General features: G+C 70.2%; 17 protein-coding genes. 13 read left to right on the top strand and 4 right to left on the bottom strand.

Features of this window, described 5'->3' with window-relative positions:
• Positions 1–15 precede the first annotated feature (15 nt).
• The 10 genes from SK571_RS38600 (at position 16) to SK571_RS38555 (ending at position 8,556) form a co-directional block, all read left to right on the top strand.
• On the top strand, positions 16–996 hold the full coding sequence (locus tag SK571_RS38600) for a Ppx/GppA phosphatase family protein (protein WP_090065999.1): 981 nt from the start codon (positions 16–18) through the stop codon (positions 994–996).
• Positions 996–2,264: a hypothetical protein gene (locus SK571_RS38595; protein ID WP_319989053.1), complete on the top strand. Its 1,269-nt coding sequence runs from the start codon at positions 996–998 to the stop codon at positions 2,262–2,264. Before SK571_RS38600 ends, SK571_RS38595 begins: the two co-directional genes overlap by 1 nt.
• Complete coding sequence (locus SK571_RS38590; protein ID WP_319989052.1) at positions 2,261–3,106, top strand: sugar phosphate isomerase/epimerase family protein; 846 nt, start codon at positions 2,261–2,263, stop codon at positions 3,104–3,106. Before SK571_RS38595 ends, SK571_RS38590 begins: the two co-directional genes overlap by 4 nt.
• 96 nt (positions 3,107–3,202) lie before the next feature.
• Entirely contained in the window at positions 3,203–4,099 is an 897-nt protein-coding gene (locus tag SK571_RS38585; RefSeq protein ID WP_319989051.1) for a proline dehydrogenase family protein, read from the top strand.
• On the top strand, positions 4,096–4,878 hold the full coding sequence (locus tag SK571_RS38580) for a thioesterase family protein (protein WP_090065995.1): 783 nt from the start codon (positions 4,096–4,098) through the stop codon (positions 4,876–4,878). Before SK571_RS38585 ends, SK571_RS38580 begins: the two co-directional genes overlap by 4 nt.
• Positions 4,879–4,888: 10 nt before the next feature.
• On the top strand, positions 4,889–5,698 hold the full coding sequence (gene proC, locus SK571_RS38575; protein WP_266035520.1) for a pyrroline-5-carboxylate reductase: 810 nt from the start codon (positions 4,889–4,891) through the stop codon (positions 5,696–5,698).
• 137 nt (positions 5,699–5,835) lie between these two features.
• Positions 5,836–6,048: a helix-turn-helix domain-containing protein gene (locus tag SK571_RS38570; protein WP_030477960.1), complete on the top strand. Its 213-nt coding sequence runs from the start codon at positions 5,836–5,838 to the stop codon at positions 6,046–6,048.
• 120 nt (positions 6,049–6,168) lie between these two features.
• The gene (locus tag SK571_RS38565) at positions 6,169–6,270 is read left to right on the top strand and encodes a 30S ribosomal protein bS22 (protein ID WP_015105422.1); all 102 of its coding nucleotides are present in this window, start codon (positions 6,169–6,171) and stop codon (positions 6,268–6,270) included.
• Between the two features lie 273 nt (positions 6,271–6,543).
• The gene (locus SK571_RS38560) at positions 6,544–7,581 is read left to right on the top strand and encodes an NAD-dependent epimerase/dehydratase family protein (RefSeq protein ID WP_030477961.1); all 1,038 of its coding nucleotides are present in this window, start codon (positions 6,544–6,546) and stop codon (positions 7,579–7,581) included.
• 15 nt (positions 7,582–7,596) lie between these two features.
• Positions 7,597–8,556, top strand: coding sequence for a lysophospholipid acyltransferase family protein (locus tag SK571_RS38555; protein WP_319989050.1), 960 nt, complete (start codon positions 7,597–7,599; stop codon positions 8,554–8,556).
• Here the strand turns inward: SK571_RS38555 and SK571_RS38550 are convergent.
• On the bottom strand, positions 8,525–9,799 hold the full coding sequence (locus tag SK571_RS38550; RefSeq protein WP_319989049.1) for an isocitrate lyase/PEP mutase family protein: 1,275 nt from the start codon (positions 9,797–9,799) through the stop codon (positions 8,525–8,527). The two genes, SK571_RS38555 and SK571_RS38550, sit on opposite strands and share 32 nt — an antisense overlap.
• Positions 9,800–9,864: 65 nt before the next feature.
• On the opposite strand from SK571_RS38550, the gene SK571_RS38545 reads away from it, so the two are divergent.
• Positions 9,865–10,581, top strand: coding sequence for an ArsR/SmtB family transcription factor (locus tag SK571_RS38545; RefSeq protein WP_319989048.1), 717 nt, complete (start codon positions 9,865–9,867; stop codon positions 10,579–10,581).
• Here SK571_RS38545 and SK571_RS38540 read toward each other — a convergent pair.
• Positions 10,510–11,406 (bottom strand): HAD family hydrolase, encoded by an 897-nt coding sequence (locus SK571_RS38540; protein ID WP_319989047.1) that lies wholly within the window; start codon positions 11,404–11,406, stop codon positions 10,510–10,512. The two genes, SK571_RS38545 and SK571_RS38540, sit on opposite strands and share 72 nt — an antisense overlap.
• A gap of 40 nt (positions 11,407–11,446) precedes the next feature.
• Here SK571_RS38540 and SK571_RS38535 point away from each other — a divergent pair, with 40 nt between their 5' ends.
• Positions 11,447–11,938, top strand: coding sequence for a GNAT family N-acetyltransferase (locus SK571_RS38535; protein ID WP_406602097.1), 492 nt, complete (start codon positions 11,447–11,449; stop codon positions 11,936–11,938).
• Here SK571_RS38535 and SK571_RS38530 read toward each other — a convergent pair.
• Both SK571_RS38530 and SK571_RS38525 read right to left on the bottom strand, forming a co-directional pair.
• Entirely contained in the window at positions 11,925–12,917 is a 993-nt protein-coding gene (locus SK571_RS38530) for a DUF5667 domain-containing protein (RefSeq protein WP_319989045.1), read from the bottom strand. The genes SK571_RS38535 and SK571_RS38530 overlap by 14 nt on opposite strands.
• 138 nt (positions 12,918–13,055) lie before the next feature.
• The gene (locus tag SK571_RS38525) at positions 13,056–13,631 is read right to left on the bottom strand and encodes a sigma-70 family RNA polymerase sigma factor (RefSeq protein ID WP_319989044.1); all 576 of its coding nucleotides are present in this window, start codon (positions 13,629–13,631) and stop codon (positions 13,056–13,058) included.
• Positions 13,632–13,840: 209 nt separating this feature from the next.
• Between SK571_RS38525 and SK571_RS38520 the strand changes: the two genes are divergently transcribed.
• Entirely contained in the window at positions 13,841–15,316 is a 1,476-nt protein-coding gene (locus SK571_RS38520; protein ID WP_319989043.1) for an AMP-binding protein, read from the top strand.
• The last annotated feature ends 1 nt before the right edge of the window (position 15,317 follow it).

Here is a 15,317-nt window from a genome sequence, read left to right as displayed (position 1 = left end):
GGTACCGTTTCCGGCGTGCGCCTGGGCGTTCTCGACGTGGGTTCCAACACCGTCCACCTACTCGTGGTGGACGCGCATCGTGGTGCCCACCCCATCCCGATGACGTCCGAGAAGACGATCCTTCGTCTCGCCGAGCAGCTCGACGACTCCGGTCAGCTCTCCAAAACGGGGGCTGACCAGCTCGTTCGTGCCGTTGCCGCCGCCAAGGCGTCGGCCAAGCGGTCCGGCTGCGAGGACCTGATGGCGTTCGCGACCTCGGCGGTGCGCGAGGCGGGCAACTCGGCAGAGGTGCTCGACCGGGTGCGCACCGAGACCGGGGTCGAGCTGAAGGTCCTCTCCGGCGAGGACGAGGCGAAGTTCACGTTCCTCGCGGTCCGCCGCTGGTACGGCTGGTCCGCGGGCAAGCTGCTCAGCCTCGACATCGGTGGCGGCTCCCTGGAGCTCGCCATCGGCCGTGACGAGAACCCGGACCTGGCCTTCTCCGTGCCGCTCGGCGCGGGAAGGCTCACCAGGACCCGGTTCAAGAAGGACCCGCCCCGGCGTTCGGAGGTCCGCGAGACCACCGACTGGCTCGCCGAACAGCTCGCGCCCGTGGCGCGGAAGCTGAAACGCGCGGGTGAACCCGATCGGGTGGTTGCGACCTCAAAAACTTTCCGAACGCTGGCGCGGCTCACCGGGGCCGCGCCATCGTCTGCCGGGCCCAGGGCACGACGCGTGCTCACCGATGCGGGCCTGCGGCAGCTGATCGCGTTCATTTCCCGGATGTCGGCCTCCGACCTCGCTGAGCTGGAAGGCGTGAGCACGTCGCGCGCCCACCAGCTCGTCGCGGGGGCGTTGGTCGCGGAGGCAACAATGCGAGCCCTGTCACTCACGCAGCTGGAGATTTGCCCCTGGGCACTCCGGGAGGGTGTCATCCTCCGACGGCTGGACCACACTGACGGGACGGACCAGAGCGATACTGGACGGACTGGCCAGACCGGGGCACGGTGGAGTTGATGAGTCGAGAGAGCGGATCGGACCAGACGCAGCGCACAGTCGCTGAGCTGCTCGCCCAGTACGGGGGCAGCGCAGAGAGTGCGCCACGTCGGCGACGCCGCCGCGCTGACGACGAGGAAGACGTCCAGCAGCCGGAGACCGCGCCCCAGTCGATCATCGAGCGGGTGCTGTCCGACAGCGGCCGCCTGATGGCGATTCGCGACGACGACGTACCGCAGCCCGGTCGTCGTGCCGCCCCGGAACCGCAGGCCGCCCCGCCGCCGCCCCTGGCCGCCGAGCGCACGGCGTACCAGCCGAAACCGCCGCCTCCGAAGGCGCCGCAGCCGTCGCAGCAGATGCCGGTGCCTCCCGCCGGGCCGCCGCAGGTCCGCAGACCTGCACCGCCGATGCCCGCGCCGCCCCCCGCCAAGCCGGCCGCGCCCGTACCGCCGCCTCCCGCGGCCGCCGAGCAGACCCGGCAGGTGCCGCAGGTCCGCGACCAGCCGTCGAACTCCGGCATGCCGCGCCCGGACGTGCCCGGTCGCCTGGAAGCGCGCCTCGACCAGTCGACGCCGTCGCGCACGAACATCACCCGGCCGCCGAAGCCGGTGCCGCCGTCGGTGCAGATGCCGGTCCCCGGCCCGCCGCGCGAGGCGATGACGGAGCAGCTCCCGCGCATCCCGGCGAAGGCGCCGGTGGACAAGATCGCCGCGCTCGAGACCGAGTCCGTGCTGATCGTGCCGCCCGCACCGCCGAAGCTGCCGGAGCCGCTGCCGGGCAACGTGCCCGACGCCTGGTTCGGTGACGACGACGACGCGGCCGCCAAGACCGACCTGTCGATGGCGCCGATGGAGTCGACCGCCGCGCACCCCGGCCCGTACGTGGACGACGACTCGCAGGAGTACGCCGCCTACCGCCCCGAGGACGACTACCTCGCGGACGACGACGAAGCCGACGAGGACGAGGGCCCGGCCGGCCTCGACGACGCCGGCGAGGCCGAGGAGGAGGCGGACGCCGAACCGCGCTCGGCGGGCAAGGAATGGCTGATCATGATCGGCCAGCTCGCCGTCGGCGTGCTCGGCGGCGCCGGCCTGTGGCTCGCGTTCAACTACCTGTGGCGCTCGGTACCCGCCGCCGCACTCGTGGTGGCGCTTGCCGTTACCGTGGGTCTGGTGTTGCTGGTTCGAAAGATCCGCCGAGCGGACGATCTGCAGACCACTGTCCTGGCCGTGCTCGTCGGCCTCATCGTGACCGTCTCACCAGCGGCGATGCTGCTGGTGAAGAGTTGACCCCGCGCATCCCGGTCGGGCTTTCCACGGCGTCGGTCTACCCGCAGCCCGCCGGAGCGGCGTTCGAGATCGCGTCCGAACTGGGGTACGACGGCGTCGAGCTGATGGTGTGGGCCGACCCGGTGTCGCAGGACATCAGGGCGGTCGACCGCCTGTCGGCCCGGACGGGAATGCCGGTGCTGGCCGTGCACGCGCCCTGCCTGCTGATCTCGCAGCGGGTGTGGTCGCCAGACCCGTCGGAGCGTTTGCGCCGGGCCGTCCAGGCGGCTCAGGACCTGGGTGCGCCGACCGTGGTGCTGCACCCGCCGTTCCGGTGGCAGCGCAAGTACGCGGACGGGTTCGCCGAGCTGGTCTCGTCGCTGGAGGACTCGAGCGGGATCGCCATCGCGGTCGAGAACATGTTCCCCGTGAGGCGGCCCCTCGGGCGCGGGCGCTCGGTGGAGATGAACGCCTTCAAGCCGTCTGTCGACCCGACTGACGTGGGGCACCGGAACTACACGCTGGACCTGTCGCACTCGGCTGCCGCGCACATGGACGCGCTGGAGCTGGCGAAGCGGATGGGGGACGGGCTCCGGCACATCCACCTGGCCGACGGGTCCGGGGCGCCGAAGGACGAGCACATGGTGCCCGGCCGCGGGACTCAGCCCTGTGCGGAGCTGTGCGAGCTGCTGGCCCGCGGCGGGTTCGACGGGCAGGTCGTGCTGGAGGTCAACACCCGGCGGGCCGCGTCTCCGGCTGCTCGGCGGGAGATGCTGGCGGAGGCTCTGCTTTTCGCGCGGTTGCACCTGGACTGGGCTGCCGAGGGCGGCGCGGGGAAGGCCCGGCCGGGGCTGTCCCGCTGAAGTTCGCGGGCCATCCGGTTCCGGCGCTGACCGGGGGCGAGTTCCGGCAAGGGTCGTTCGGCACTGCCGTGGCTCGTCCGGGTTAGGGTTCCCGATGTGAACCCGCTGCGAGCGTTGATCATGGCCGCGTCTCGCAACGAGACGGTCCGCCATCTCGTCGCCAACGCGCCCATCAGCCGCGATGTCGTGAAGCGGTTCGTCGCCGGCGAGACCACCGCCGACGCCGTCGAGGTCGTGCGGGGCCTCGGGCTGCCGGTGACGCTGGACTACCTCGGCGAGGACACGCAGGACAAGGCCCAGGCCGAGAAGACCGTTCAGGCGTACCTGGAGCTGCTCGACGCGCTGCACGCGGCGCGGCTGGCCGAGAACGCTGAAGTGAGCGTCAAGTTGTCCGCAGTTGGACAGTCGCTCGACGAAGCGCTCGCTCTGACGAATGCCTCCCGCATCTGTGCCGCCGCCGAGCAGTGCGGGACGACGGTCACGCTCGACATGGAGGACCACACCACCACCGACTCGACGCTGCGGGTCCTGCACGAACTGCGCCGCAGCTGGCCGTGGGTGGGTGCGGTGCTGCAGAGCTACCTGCACCGGACGTTGGACGACTGCAAGCAGCTCTCCGGGCCCGGGAGCAGGGTCAGGCTGGTCAAGGGCGCCTACGCGGAGCCTCCCGAGGTTGCGATTCAGGATCCATCCGAGGTTGATCTGAACTACGTGCGGTGCCTGAACGTTCTCCTCGCTGGAGAGGGCTACCCGATGTTCGCCACGCACGACCCGAGGTTGATCGAGATCATTGGCGAACGAGCCCGCTGGTATGACAAAACTGACTTCGAGTACCAGATGCTGTACGGCATCAGGACCGAGGAGCAGCGGCGTCTCGGCACTCGTGTTTATGTTCCCTACGGTGAGCAGTGGTACGGATATCTCATGCGGCGACTTGCAGAACGGCCTGCCAACGTGACCTTTTTCCTGCGGTCGCTGGCCAGCCGCTCATGACCTTCTCGAAGTCCAGCGCGGTGCGGTCGCTCGGTGACGGAACCTTCACCGCGTCCCTGCCCGCCGAGTGGACCGTGGGCCCCAAGCCCCACGGCGGTTTTCTTCTTGCTGTGATGACCCGTGCGGCCGCTCAGGTCGCTGACGGTGATCCGTTGGCCGTGTCCGCGCAGTTCCTCCGCGCGCCGGAGGTCGGGCCTGTGCTGGTCCGCACCGACGTGCGCAAGGCGGGGCGGACGGCGACGGTCATCGCGGTGACGCTGGAGCAGCGCGGGCAGGTGTGCGTCGAGGCCTCGGTGACCACAGGACGGATACCCGAGCACCGGGCCGACTACGTGAACCTGCCCTCGATGCCCGCCGCGCCGCCGCCGGGGTCGGTGGAGATGGCGACGTTCCCGACCGGCGGGGTCTACCGGGTGGGCGCGCTGTGCGACCTGCGGGTGGACCGCGAGTCGGCGACGTTCCTCGACCGGCGCACGGACGGGCCGCTGACGCTGAAGCTCTGGGCGCGGCCGACCGACGAGCAGCCCGACCCGTACTTCGCGCTGCTCGCGGGCGACCTGTCGATGCCCGTGACGTTCAACCTCGGTCGTTTCGGCTGGTCGCCGACGGTGCAGCTGACGGCGTTGCTGCGGGCCCGGCCCGCTCCCGGCTGGCTGCGCATCCACGTGACCTGCCAGGCGGTGCACGGCCAGTGGTTCGACGAGGACGCCACGGTGATCGACTCGGCCGGCCGGTTGGTGTGCCAGGCACGGCAGCTTGCGTTGACGCCTGCTGTGTGAGACTTGACCGATGACGAAGATCGCGGTGCTCGGCGCGGGCAAGATCGGTGAGGCGCTGCTGTCCGGGCTCTTGCAGGGTGGTCGCGCGGCCTCGGATCTGCTGTTCACGGAGAAGCACGAGTCACGGGCTCGTGCTCTGACCGAGCAGTACGGGTTCGAGGCCGTCACGGTCTCCGGCGCGGCGGCGCAGGCGGACGTGCTGGTCGTGGCGGTCAAGCCGCAGGACATCGAGCCGTTGCTGGTCGAACTCGCGCCGGTGCTGCGGCCCGGCACGTTGATCGTGTCGTTGTGCGCGGGCCTGCCGACCGCCCTGTACGAGCGCAGGCTGCCCGAGGGCACCCCGGTGGTGCGGGTCATGCCGAACACGCCGATGGTCGTCGGTGAGGCCATGAGCGCCGTCTCCGGCGGCTCCAACGCCACGCCCGAGCACCTCAAGATCGTCGAGGAGCTGCTGTCGACCGTGGGCAAGGTCGCGGTGGTGCCGGAGTCGCAGCAGGACGCGGTGACGGCGCTGTCGGGCTCCGGTCCCGCGTACTTCTTCTACCTCGTCGAGGCGATGATCGACGCGGGCATCCTGCTCGGCATCCCGCGTGACCTGGCCTCGCAGCTGATCATCCAGTCGGCCGTGGGCGCCGCGACGATGCTGGCCGAGGGCTCCTCGCACCCGGTGATCCTGCGGGAGGCGGTCACGTCCCCCGCCGGCACCACGATCATGGCGATCCGCGAGCTGGAGAAGCACGGCGTCCGCGCGGCCATGCTCGCGGCCATCGAGAGCGCCCGTGACCGGTCCGCCGAGCTGGGTCGTCAGCACGAGGACTGAGCCGAAGTGAGGGGCGAACCCCACTTGGACGTCGCAGGAGTCACACCAGTCCCGCTACTCTCAGGGCAGCACGTGCGTGTCGAACCGTCGGTGGGGAAGACCGACGGCACGACACGTGTCTAAGGATGCGGTGATGTATGCCTGCGAAGGAGAACGAACGAACAGGCCTCGCTCAGGTGCAGTTCCTGACCGTGGCCGAGGTGGCCTCGATGATGCGGGTCTCCAAGATGACCGTGTACCGCCTGGTGCACTCCGGTGAACTGCCCGCTGTGCGGGTCGGAAAGTCGTTCCGGGTGCCCGAGAAAGCGGTCCACGCCTACCTGGAGAACGCGTACTTCGACGCTGGCTGAAAGCTGGTGAACCCCGCCGGGTAGACTGGTAGGCCGATCGTGCTTACCGGCGCGCCGTGCTTGACACGGCCAAGGCTGGGGCGCGCCAGTCAAAGCAACGTCTAGAGCTAAGGAACCCGCATGGGCTCGGTCATCAAGAAGCGCCGCAAGCGCATGTCGAAGAAGAAGCACCGCAAGCTGCTGCGCAAGACCAGGGTCCAGCGCAGGAAGCGCGGCAAGTAAGCCCGCATGCGCTCTGCCGCCGCCGGTCTCCTCTCGCAGGAGGCCGGCGGCGGTTGCGTTTTCTCCGGCAGTTGCCACGCCTGGGTGCTTGCGCGGGCACGAATATCACTGCGTGAGACAGCGTCGCACTACCACGGGAACGGGGGCCGCCGTTCGGGTGATTAGCCCGTAAAGCCTTCGTGACCTGCGTCAAGACGGCGTTCCGGCCCCCTCCGGTTCCTGATCTGGTCTGTAGCATCGACCAATCGCAACGCCCTTCGTGCTTGGAGTCGCATGACGCCCAAGGTCGTCCTCGTCACCGGAGTCAGCCGCTTCCTCGGCGGCCACCTCGCCGCGCGCTTCGCCGCGAACCCGGACATCGAGCGCGTGCTCGGTGTGGACACCGAGCCGCCGCCACGCGACCTGCTCCGCCGCATGGGTCGTGCGGAGTTCGTGCGGGCCGACATCCGCAACCCGCTGATCAGCAAGGTCATCTCCACCGCGAACGTCGACACGGTCGTCCACGCGTCCGTCACCGCGAGCCCGGCCGGGCCCACCGGCCGCACGGTGATGAAGGAGATGAACGTCATCGGCACCATGCAGCTGCTGGCCGCGTGCCAGAAGTCGCCCAAGGTGCAGAAGCTCGTCGTGAAGTCCACCAGCGCCGTCTACGGGTCCAGCAGCCGCGACCCGGCGGTGTTCACCGAGGACATGGGCCCGAAGGACCTGCCGTCGTCCGGCTACGCCAAGGACGCGGTCGAGGTCGAGGGGTACGTGCGCGGGTTCGGCCGCCGCAGGCCGGACGTGAACGTCACCACGCTGCGCTTCACGAACTTCATCGGCCCGCGCATCGACACGGTCCTGACGCGCTACTTCGCCCTGCCGGTCGTGCCCACCGTCCTGGGCTACGACGCACGCGTGCAGCTGCTGCACTCCGAGGACGCCCTGGCGGTCCTGGAACGCGCGACGCTGCACGACCTGCCAGGAGTGTTCAACGTGGGAGGCGACGGCGTGCTGCTGCTGTCGCAGGCGATCAGGCGGGCGGGCAGGCTCAACCTGCCTGTGCCCAGCGCCGCCGTGCCCACCGTCGGCGGCTTCTTCCGGAGCGCCCGGCTCGTCGACTTCTCGCCCGACCAGATGAGGTTCCTCAACTGGGGGCGCGTGATCGACACCACCCTGCTGAAGAAGGAATTCGGGTTCACGCCGCGGTGGACCACCCAGCAGGCGTTCGACGACTACGTGAACGGCCGAGGTCTGAAGCCGCTCATCGACCCGGAGACGATTGACGCCGCGGAACGGGGAATCCTCGACGCGGCCGCTCGTTTCCGCTGATCTTGTCTTGAGGAGATGAACGCAGTGGCAGGAGCACGCGTTATCCCGCTGCACAACCCGGAACGCGACGCCGCGCGCAGATCGCGCCACGTCGAGGTGGTTCCCGAGCCGGAGCAGCAGCAGTCCGCGACACCGGACTGGGAACGCAGGCTGACCGACCTGCTGTCGTTCGCGCGCAGGCGGATCGCCGGCGACTACCAGGTCGACGAGTTCGGGTTCGACCGCGACCTCACCGAGAACCTGCTGATGCCGCCGCTGAAGCCGTTGTACGAGAAGTGGTTCCGCGTCGAGACCATCGGCATGAACAACATCCCGTCGGCCGGTGGCGCGCTGATCGTGGCGAACCACTCCGGCACCGTGCCGCTCGACGCCCTGATGACGTCGTTCGGCATCGCGTCGGAGCACCCGGCGCACCGCCACATGCGCATGCTGGGCGCGGACCTGGTGTTCCGCACGCCGGTGCTCGGTGCGCTGGCCCGCAAGTCCGGCCAGACCCTCGCGTGCAACCCCGACGCCGAGCGGCTGATGTCGTCCGGCGAGCTCGTCGGCGTGTGGCCGGAGGGCTTCAAGGGCATCGGCAAGCCGTTCAAGGACCGCTACAAGCTGCAGCGCTTCGGCCGCGGCGGCTTCGTGTCGGCGGCGCTGAAGACCGGCGCGCCGATCATCCCGTGCTCCATCGTCGGGGCCGAGGAGATCTACCCGATGATCGGCGACATCAAGGCGCTGGCCCGGCTGCTGGGCTTCCCGTACTTCCCGGTGACGCCGTTCTTCCCGTTGCTGGGGCCGCTGGGCGCCATTCCGCTGCCCTCGAAGTGGTACATCGAGTTCGGCGAGCCGATCCGCACCGACGTGTTCGGTGAGAACGCGGCCGACGACCCGATGCTCGTCTTCAACCTGACCGACCAGGTGCGGGAGACGATCCAGCAGACCCTGTACCGGCTGCTCACCCAGCGTCGGAACGTGTTCCTCGGCTGATCATCGCCTGGACCTCGTCGTAGCCGAACGCGGTGCTGGTGCCGCCGTCGCGCACCGCCTGCGCGGTCGTGACGGTGTGGCGCAGGGCCGCCCGGAACAGCAGTGAGCCGGTGCTGATCCGCTTCACGCCCAGGTTTCCGAGCTCCTCCGGCGTCCGTTGCTGCGCAAGGACGTTGAGCGGGGCGAGTTGCGCGAGCTTCTCGATCTCTCGCGGCTCGGTCAGGCTTGCCACGAAGATCCCGTCCGCACCGGCGTCGACGTAGCGGCGTGCCCGGTCCTCGGTCTCCCCGGTGGCCATGCCCAGCCAGTGGGTGTCGATCCGAGCGTTGAGGAACACCCCCGGCGCGCGTTCTTTGACTGCCGTGATGAGTGCCGCCTGCTCTTCGGGTGTGGCCAGGCCGTGCGGACGGCCGTCCTCCAGGTTGACGCCCGCCACGCCCAGGTCCGCGACGAGCTCGGCGACCTCCAGTGGCGGCTTGCCGAAGCCCGACTCCAGGTCCGCGGTGACCGGGCACGGCAGGGTGCTCAGGAGCTTCGCCAGCGCGACGGCCTGGTCACCGGCCAGGCCCATGCCGTCCGGGATGCCGTGTGCGGCGGCCACTCCGAGGCTCGTGGTGCCGATCGCGGTGAAGCCTGCCGCATGCAGGGCGGCGGCCGAGGCGTAGTCCCAGGCGTTGGGGAGGATCAGCGGCTCGTCGCGGTGGTGCAGCGCCCGGAACGCCGTGTTCTTGGCGATCCGGGTCGCCACGTGCCGGCCGGGGCAGGCGTGCGGGCCGTGGCCGAACGGGTGGTGCTCCAGGCTGACCTCGACGACGCCCTGAGGCGTCTGCCTGCGGGTGATCGGGACCGGAGGGCTCTGATCGCCGGTGACGAGGTGCTCCGCGAGGGCGTTCGTGGCCGCCCAGGCCTGGACGAGCAGGCCGATCCTCGCCGCCGTCTCCTCGTCGTGGGTGGTGGCCAGGCGTTCCACGGCGGCGTCGGCTGCCGCGGTCACGGGCTCGTGCGGCTGGTAGCACGGCGCGATCTCGGCGATGGCGTCCAGCGAGCCCGGAAGCCCCAGAGCGGTGGCCAGCTCGTCGAGCGTGGTGACGTCCAGGTCCTCGACGAGCTTCGCCGTCAGAGCGCGCCTGCGGGCGTGCTCCTTGCCGTTGCTGAACCTGACGACGGACGACCTGAGCCAGGCCACGCCCGCCTCTCCCGGCGGGACCTCGGGGACGGGGAGACGCAGCAGCTCTTCGCTCATGCGGACGACGCTAGGGGCTGGACGGTTCGGTGCCGGCCGAAGTGTTCCGGCCGCAGAATGGCGGTGTGGAAGCACTCGCCCAGGTTGCCGGACTTCTCGCGGACAGGACCCGTGCCGCGATGTGCGGAGCCCTGCTCGACGGACGGGCCTGGACCGCCAGGGAGCTGGCCGCCCACGCCGGGGTGGCCGCGTCCACCGCGAGCGAGCACCTGACGCGGCTGGTCGAGGGCGGGGTCCTGGTCGAGCACCGGCAGGGACGGCACCGGTACGTGGCGCTGGCCGGGCCGCACGTCGCCGAGCTGCTGGAGGCGATGGCCGCCTTCGCCGGACCTGGTCCGCAGCCCCGGTCCCTCCGGTCGGCGGCAGTTTCCGAGGCCCTGGCCCGCGGGCGCACCTGCTACGACCACCTCGCGGGCCGGCTCGGCATCTCGCTGAGGTCGGGACTGGTGGAGCTCGGTGTGGTCGGCGACGGGCTCGCGGTCACCGGGACCGGGACGGTCTGGCTGAAGGAGCTCGGGTTCGAGCCGTCGAAGCGAGTGGTCAGCCGGGCCTGCCTGGACTGGACCGAGCGCGTGCCTCACCTGGCCGGCGCGGCCGGGGCGTTCCTGTGCGGGGTGTTCTTCGAGCGCGGGTGGGTGCGCCGGATCGGGACGAGCCGTGCCGTCCTGCTCACCCCCGCCGGTGAGCAGGGGTGGCGGGAACTCGGGCTGCTACCTGACCCGGCGCCGGTAGGCCAGCGTGGCGGCCACGGCTCCGGCCAGGGCACCGGCGCCCAGCACTGACGGGACACCGATCTTGGCCGCCTTGCGGCCCGTGCGGAAGTCGCGGATCTCCCAGCCCTTGCGGCGGGAGATCTCGCGCAGCTGCGAGTCCGGGTTCACGGCCACCGCGGTGCCCACCACGGACAGCATCGGGACGTCGTTGGACGAGTCCGAGTACGCGGTGCAGCGGCGCAGGTCGAGGCCCTCCTTGGCGGCCAGCGAACGGACGGCCTGGGCCTTGGCCTTGCCGTGCAGGAGGTCGCCGACCAGGCGGCCGGTGTAGATGCCGTTCTCCGACTCCGAGACGGTGCCCAGGGCGCCGGTCAGGCCGAGCCGGCGGGCGATGATCTGGGCGAGCTCGACGGGCGTGGCGGTGACCAGCCAGACGCGCTGACCCGCTTCGAGGTGCATCTGGGCGAGGGCCTGGGTGCCCTTCCAGATTCGGTCGGCCATCAGCTCGTCGAAGATCTCCTCGCCGAGCGACACCAGTTCTGCGACGCTGCGGCCGGAGACGAAGGAGAGGGCCTGCTCGCGGGAGGCCTTGACGGACTCCGGGTCCTCCCGGCCGCCCACCCGGAACTTCAGCTGCTGCCAGACGAAGCCCGCGAGGTCGGAGGACGAGAAGTACTTGCGCGCGGCCAGGCCACGGGCGAAGTGGAAGATCGACGCGCCCATCATCATCGTGTTGTCCACGTCGAAGAAGGCAGCCGCGGTCAGGTCAGGCGGGACGCTCAGCGACTGCTCGAGCTCTGGCGCCATCGCGGCGGCCTGGATCGCCGCGTCCGCCGATGCCTCGCCGGCTAGTGCGGCCAGCCGGTCGCTCTCCACATCACGCTTGCCTGCCATGTCCCAAGCCTAGCGATCAGGGTGCCACACCCGCCCAGACCTGGTCGAGAACGCGCGGTTCGAGTTTTGGCGCACAGCGCTGATCACAACGCGTGTTCGGATCAACACGACGTGTTGTGGGCCGTTCGGCGTAACGAAGATGACCTCGCACGACGACGACACGATGACCGGCATGATCGGCCTGCTGCTGGAGGAGTACGGCAGCAACGCCATGTGCACGGGCCTGGTGATCCTGCCCGGCTCGCCCGTGAAGGGCTGCGGTGCGGAGGCGGGCAGGCTGCTGTTCGCGCACGCGTTCGGGCCTCTCGGCATCCACCGCGTGTGGGCGGGGCACCGGGCGGACCACGCGATGATGAGCAGCGTCATGACCGGCGCCGGTCTCGAACGCGAGGCGACCCTGCGCGAGCTGTTCCACACGCAGGGCCGCTGGCACGACGTCACCACCTACGCGGCGGTCGCCCACCGCTGGCGCGAGCAGGCGTCGCCGCTGGAGCTCGCGATCATGCGGGGCGCCGTGCTCAGCCGAAGCTGATCCCGGGCAGCAGCGGAAGCGAGATGCTCGGCAGCGGGAGTGGCAGCGGGATCGTGATCCCGGGCTTGCCCGGCGCGGGCGGGGTCGAGGTCCCCGGCTTCGCCGACGGCGCGGTCGACGTGCCCGGTGCCACCGACTGCGTGGGCTGCTCGGACGGGTTCACCGAACCGGACGGCGCGGGCAGATCCGTCGGTACCGGCGTCACCGAGGACGGCTTGCTGCCCGGTGACGAGTTCGGGTCGGTGACCACCGCGGCGCACGCGTCCTTGGCCGGCAGTGGGCCGAGGGAGTCGGAGGAACCGCTGGTCACGGTGTCGCAGCCCGCTCGGGCGGCCAGGTCGTGGGCCCGCTGGGCGATGCTCGCCAGCAACCACATCGTCGTGTCGGCGTGGGCGCCCGCGTCACCGGGGAGCCGGGGGCGCAGGGTGCCGACCTTCTTGTACTGGGCCAGGGCCCAGTCGCGGAGGTCGGGCAGGGCCTTCTCGTCGGACGACGTGGCGTACGTGGTGAGCTGGCGGGCGCCCTCGACCGCGTCGGCGTCCAGGTCGGTCAGTGCCGTGAGCTGGGCGGACGGGTCCGAGGCGCGTTCGGCCAGGGTCTCCATCTCGGTGACCCTGGACGCGGCGAACTCCAGGTGCTTGAGGGCGCGGTCCTGGTCGTCGAAGGTCAGGCCGAGCGAGGCGCTTTCGGTGGTGCGCTTGATGCCGTAGAGCGGGTCTCCCGGGAGCGCGTCACGGCTGAGCAGCACACTCATGCCGGCGAGTGACATCAGCAAGCAGAGGACCGCGGCCGCGGCGACCGCTAATCGTGCGCGCGCTCCCACCCGTCTTACCGACGAGAGCACCAGTGGCTTCTCCGGTGGAGGCGCGGTGAGGACGCGCTGTTTCATCCGTTCGCGCGTCTCCGCGTCCGGGCCGACGTCCATCCGCCGGAGGAGTTCGACGATCGCGAGGTCCTCAGCGAGGTCGTCGTTGCCCACCGGCTGTGGGCCGCCTTCAACGGCACGGGCGAATCGCTCGTGCTCCGTCTGCCGCCACCGCGGTGTTCTTCCCTTGCCGTCCATCTCAGCCCGAGTAACGAAGTTGATCTGCTTTGGGTTACGCCCTTGCGATCGCTATCACCGCAACCAGGACGGGAGGATCTGTGCGAGCCGCCTCACGGCCCGGTGTTGCAGGGCCTTCACGGCGCCCTCGTTGCGGTCCATGAGCTGCGCGACCTCGGACACCGTCTTGCCTTCGATGAACCTCAGCGTGATGCACTCCCGCTGATCGTCCCCCAACTGTGAGACGCACCGGAGCAGCTCCGCGTTGGTCGCCTCGGTCATGACCTCCTGCTCGGGTCCGCTCGTCTCCTCGCGGTTGTCCTGGAGCTCGGCGGTCGTGACCTCGAGCCGGTAGCGGCTCGACTTCACGTGGTCGAACACGATGTTGCGGGCGATCGTGACGAACCACGCGCCCACGTCACGGCCCTGGTAGCTGACCGACGCGATGCTCCGCAGAGCCCTGAGGAAGGTCTCGCTCGTCACGTCCTCGGCGAACGCGCGATCGCCGCCCACCCGGAAGAGGACATAGCGAAAAACCATGTCGACGTACTTGTCGTACAGCACTCCGAACGCCTCGGTGTCACCCTCTTGGGCGGCCTTGACGAGCTGCCACGGCTCGTCTGCGGCGTTGTCGTGCTGACCCCCCGTCATGGTTCGGGTGGTCCTGATCGTGTTCGGTCGTGCCCGCGCGGTCATCGGCTCGCGGCACCTCCACAGAGTCGCCGTGGCGGCAGCATACGTGTTGTTACTCCGTAGTAGGTAGCGGTCGGTTGCGATGGTAAGACGCGGGAACCGCGGCTTCATGACGCTCGTCACGCGTGGAAGACTGCTCGAAGCGCCCAGTTGTTCATGAGGAGGCCATGTTGACTTCCGCTCGCAATGTGTCAGATCTGGTCCGTGCTTCGGCACAGCGGGGACCCAGCCACGTCGCCTTGGTCGACGTAGCGAGCGGTAAGAGCCTCACGTGGGAAACCATCGACGGCGCGACCGACGCTTTCGCCCGCCATTTGGCTGATTCAGGACTCGAATCGGGCGACCGGGTGGCGGTACGGCTGCCCACGAGCCCCGAGTTCGCGGTCGCCGTGTTCGGAATCCTCCGCGCGGGCGGGGTCGTGGTGCCGACCGGCCCCGGCATCCCGCCGCGCGAGCTCCAGCGCATCCTCGCCGACTCCGGCGCCACGCTGCTCGTGGGCGACGGCGAGGGCTCCGACGCCACGGTGATCGACGTTCCGGACGTCACCGCGTCCGCCGAGCCGTTCGAGGCCGTCCGCGGCGGCGAGGACCTGGCCGTCCTCGGCTACACCTCGGGTACGTCCGGCGTGCCGCGCGGCGCGATGCTCTCGCACCGGGCACTGCTCGCGAACGTCGCGCAGTGCGCCTCGCTGCGGCCTGCCCCCGTGACGGCGGGCGACCGGGTGCTGCTCGCGCTGCCGTTGTTCCACGTCTACGGCCTCGGCCCCGGTCTGCTGCAGGTGGCGGGCGCCGGCGCGACGGCGATCCTGCTGGAGCGCTTCGACCCCTCGGCGGTGCTGGACGTCATCGAGGACCACCGCGTCACCACGATGGTCGGCGTGCCGCCCATGTACCGCGCGCTGCTCGCGCACCCCGTCGAGCTGCTGCGCGAGAAGCTCGCCACGGTCCGCTTGTTCACCTCCGGCGCGGCCCCGCTCCCCGCGAAGGTCATCGCGGAGATGCGCGGCGCGATCGGCATCCCGATCTACGAGGGCTACGGCCTCACCGAGACGGGCCCCGTGCTCACGTCCACCCTGGTCGGCGGCGTGCCGAAGCCGGGTTCGGTGGGCCAGGCGCTGCCGGGCGTCGAGATCCGCCTGGTCGACACGGACGGCTCGGTGCTCGACATCGACGAGGACGAGCCCGGCACCGGCCTGGTGTCCGCGAAGGGCGACAACCTCTTCAGCGGCTACTGGCCCGACGGCGCCCACGGCCCGGACGCGTCCGGCTGGTTCCGCACCGGCGACGTCGGCTTCATCGACGCCGACGGCGACCTGCACCTGGTCGACCGAGCCGGTGACCTGATCATCGTGAACGGCTTCAACGTCTACCCGCACGAGGTCGAGCAGGTCCTCTGCGAGCTGGAGCAGGTGCTCGAAGCCGCGGCCGTCGGCGTGCCGGACGAGAAGACCGGCGAGTCGGTGAAGGTCGTGCTCGTGCTGTGCGAAGGGCAGGAGCTGACCGCGGAGGACGTGGTGGCCCACTGCGCCGCGCGGCTCGCCAAGTTCAAGGTGCCGACGTCGGTGGAGTTCGCCCCGGCCCTGCCGCACTCGCCGACCGGCAAGCTCGCCCGCGCCGTCCTGCGCAGGCCTTTGGGAGCATGAC

Origin of the sequence: Lentzea kristufekii (genome assembly GCF_033949925.1) — a bacterium.
Classification (GTDB): domain Bacteria; phylum Actinomycetota; class Actinomycetes; order Mycobacteriales; family Pseudonocardiaceae; genus Lentzea; species Lentzea kristufekii.
Note: the sequence above shows the minus strand (reverse complement) of the source record. Positions and strands in the feature narration are given on the sequence as shown.

Bases quoted from the DNA above. Each gene is read 5' to 3' on its own strand.
- SK571_RS38580 (WP_090065995.1), top strand. From the start codon at position 4,096: ATGACCTTCTCGAAGTCCAGCGCGGTGCGGTCGCTCGGTGACGGAACC.
- SK571_RS38565 (WP_015105422.1), top strand. From the start codon at position 6,169: ATGGGCTCGGTCATCAAGAAGCGCCGCAAGCGCATGTCGAAGAAGAAG.
- SK571_RS38550 (WP_319989049.1), bottom strand. From the start codon at position 9,799: ATGAGCGAAGAGCTGCTGCGTCTCCCCGTCCCCGAGGTCCCGCCGGGA.
- proC (WP_266035520.1), top strand. From the start codon at position 4,889: ATGACGAAGATCGCGGTGCTCGGCGCGGGCAAGATCGGTGAGGCGCTG.
- SK571_RS38520 (WP_319989043.1), top strand. From the start codon at position 13,841: ATGTTGACTTCCGCTCGCAATGTGTCAGATCTGGTCCGTGCTTCGGCA.
- SK571_RS38595 (WP_319989053.1), top strand. From the start codon at position 996: ATGAGTCGAGAGAGCGGATCGGACCAGACGCAGCGCACAGTCGCTGAG.
- SK571_RS38555 (WP_319989050.1), top strand. From the start codon at position 7,597: ATGAACGCAGTGGCAGGAGCACGCGTTATCCCGCTGCACAACCCGGAA.
- SK571_RS38525 (WP_319989044.1), bottom strand. From the start codon at position 13,631: ATGACGGGGGGTCAGCACGACAACGCCGCAGACGAGCCGTGGCAGCTC.
- SK571_RS38560 (WP_030477961.1), top strand. From the start codon at position 6,544: ATGACGCCCAAGGTCGTCCTCGTCACCGGAGTCAGCCGCTTCCTCGGC.
- SK571_RS38570 (WP_030477960.1), top strand. From the start codon at position 5,836: ATGCCTGCGAAGGAGAACGAACGAACAGGCCTCGCTCAGGTGCAGTTC.
- SK571_RS38540 (WP_319989047.1), bottom strand. From the start codon at position 11,406: ATGGCAGGCAAGCGTGATGTGGAGAGCGACCGGCTGGCCGCACTAGCC.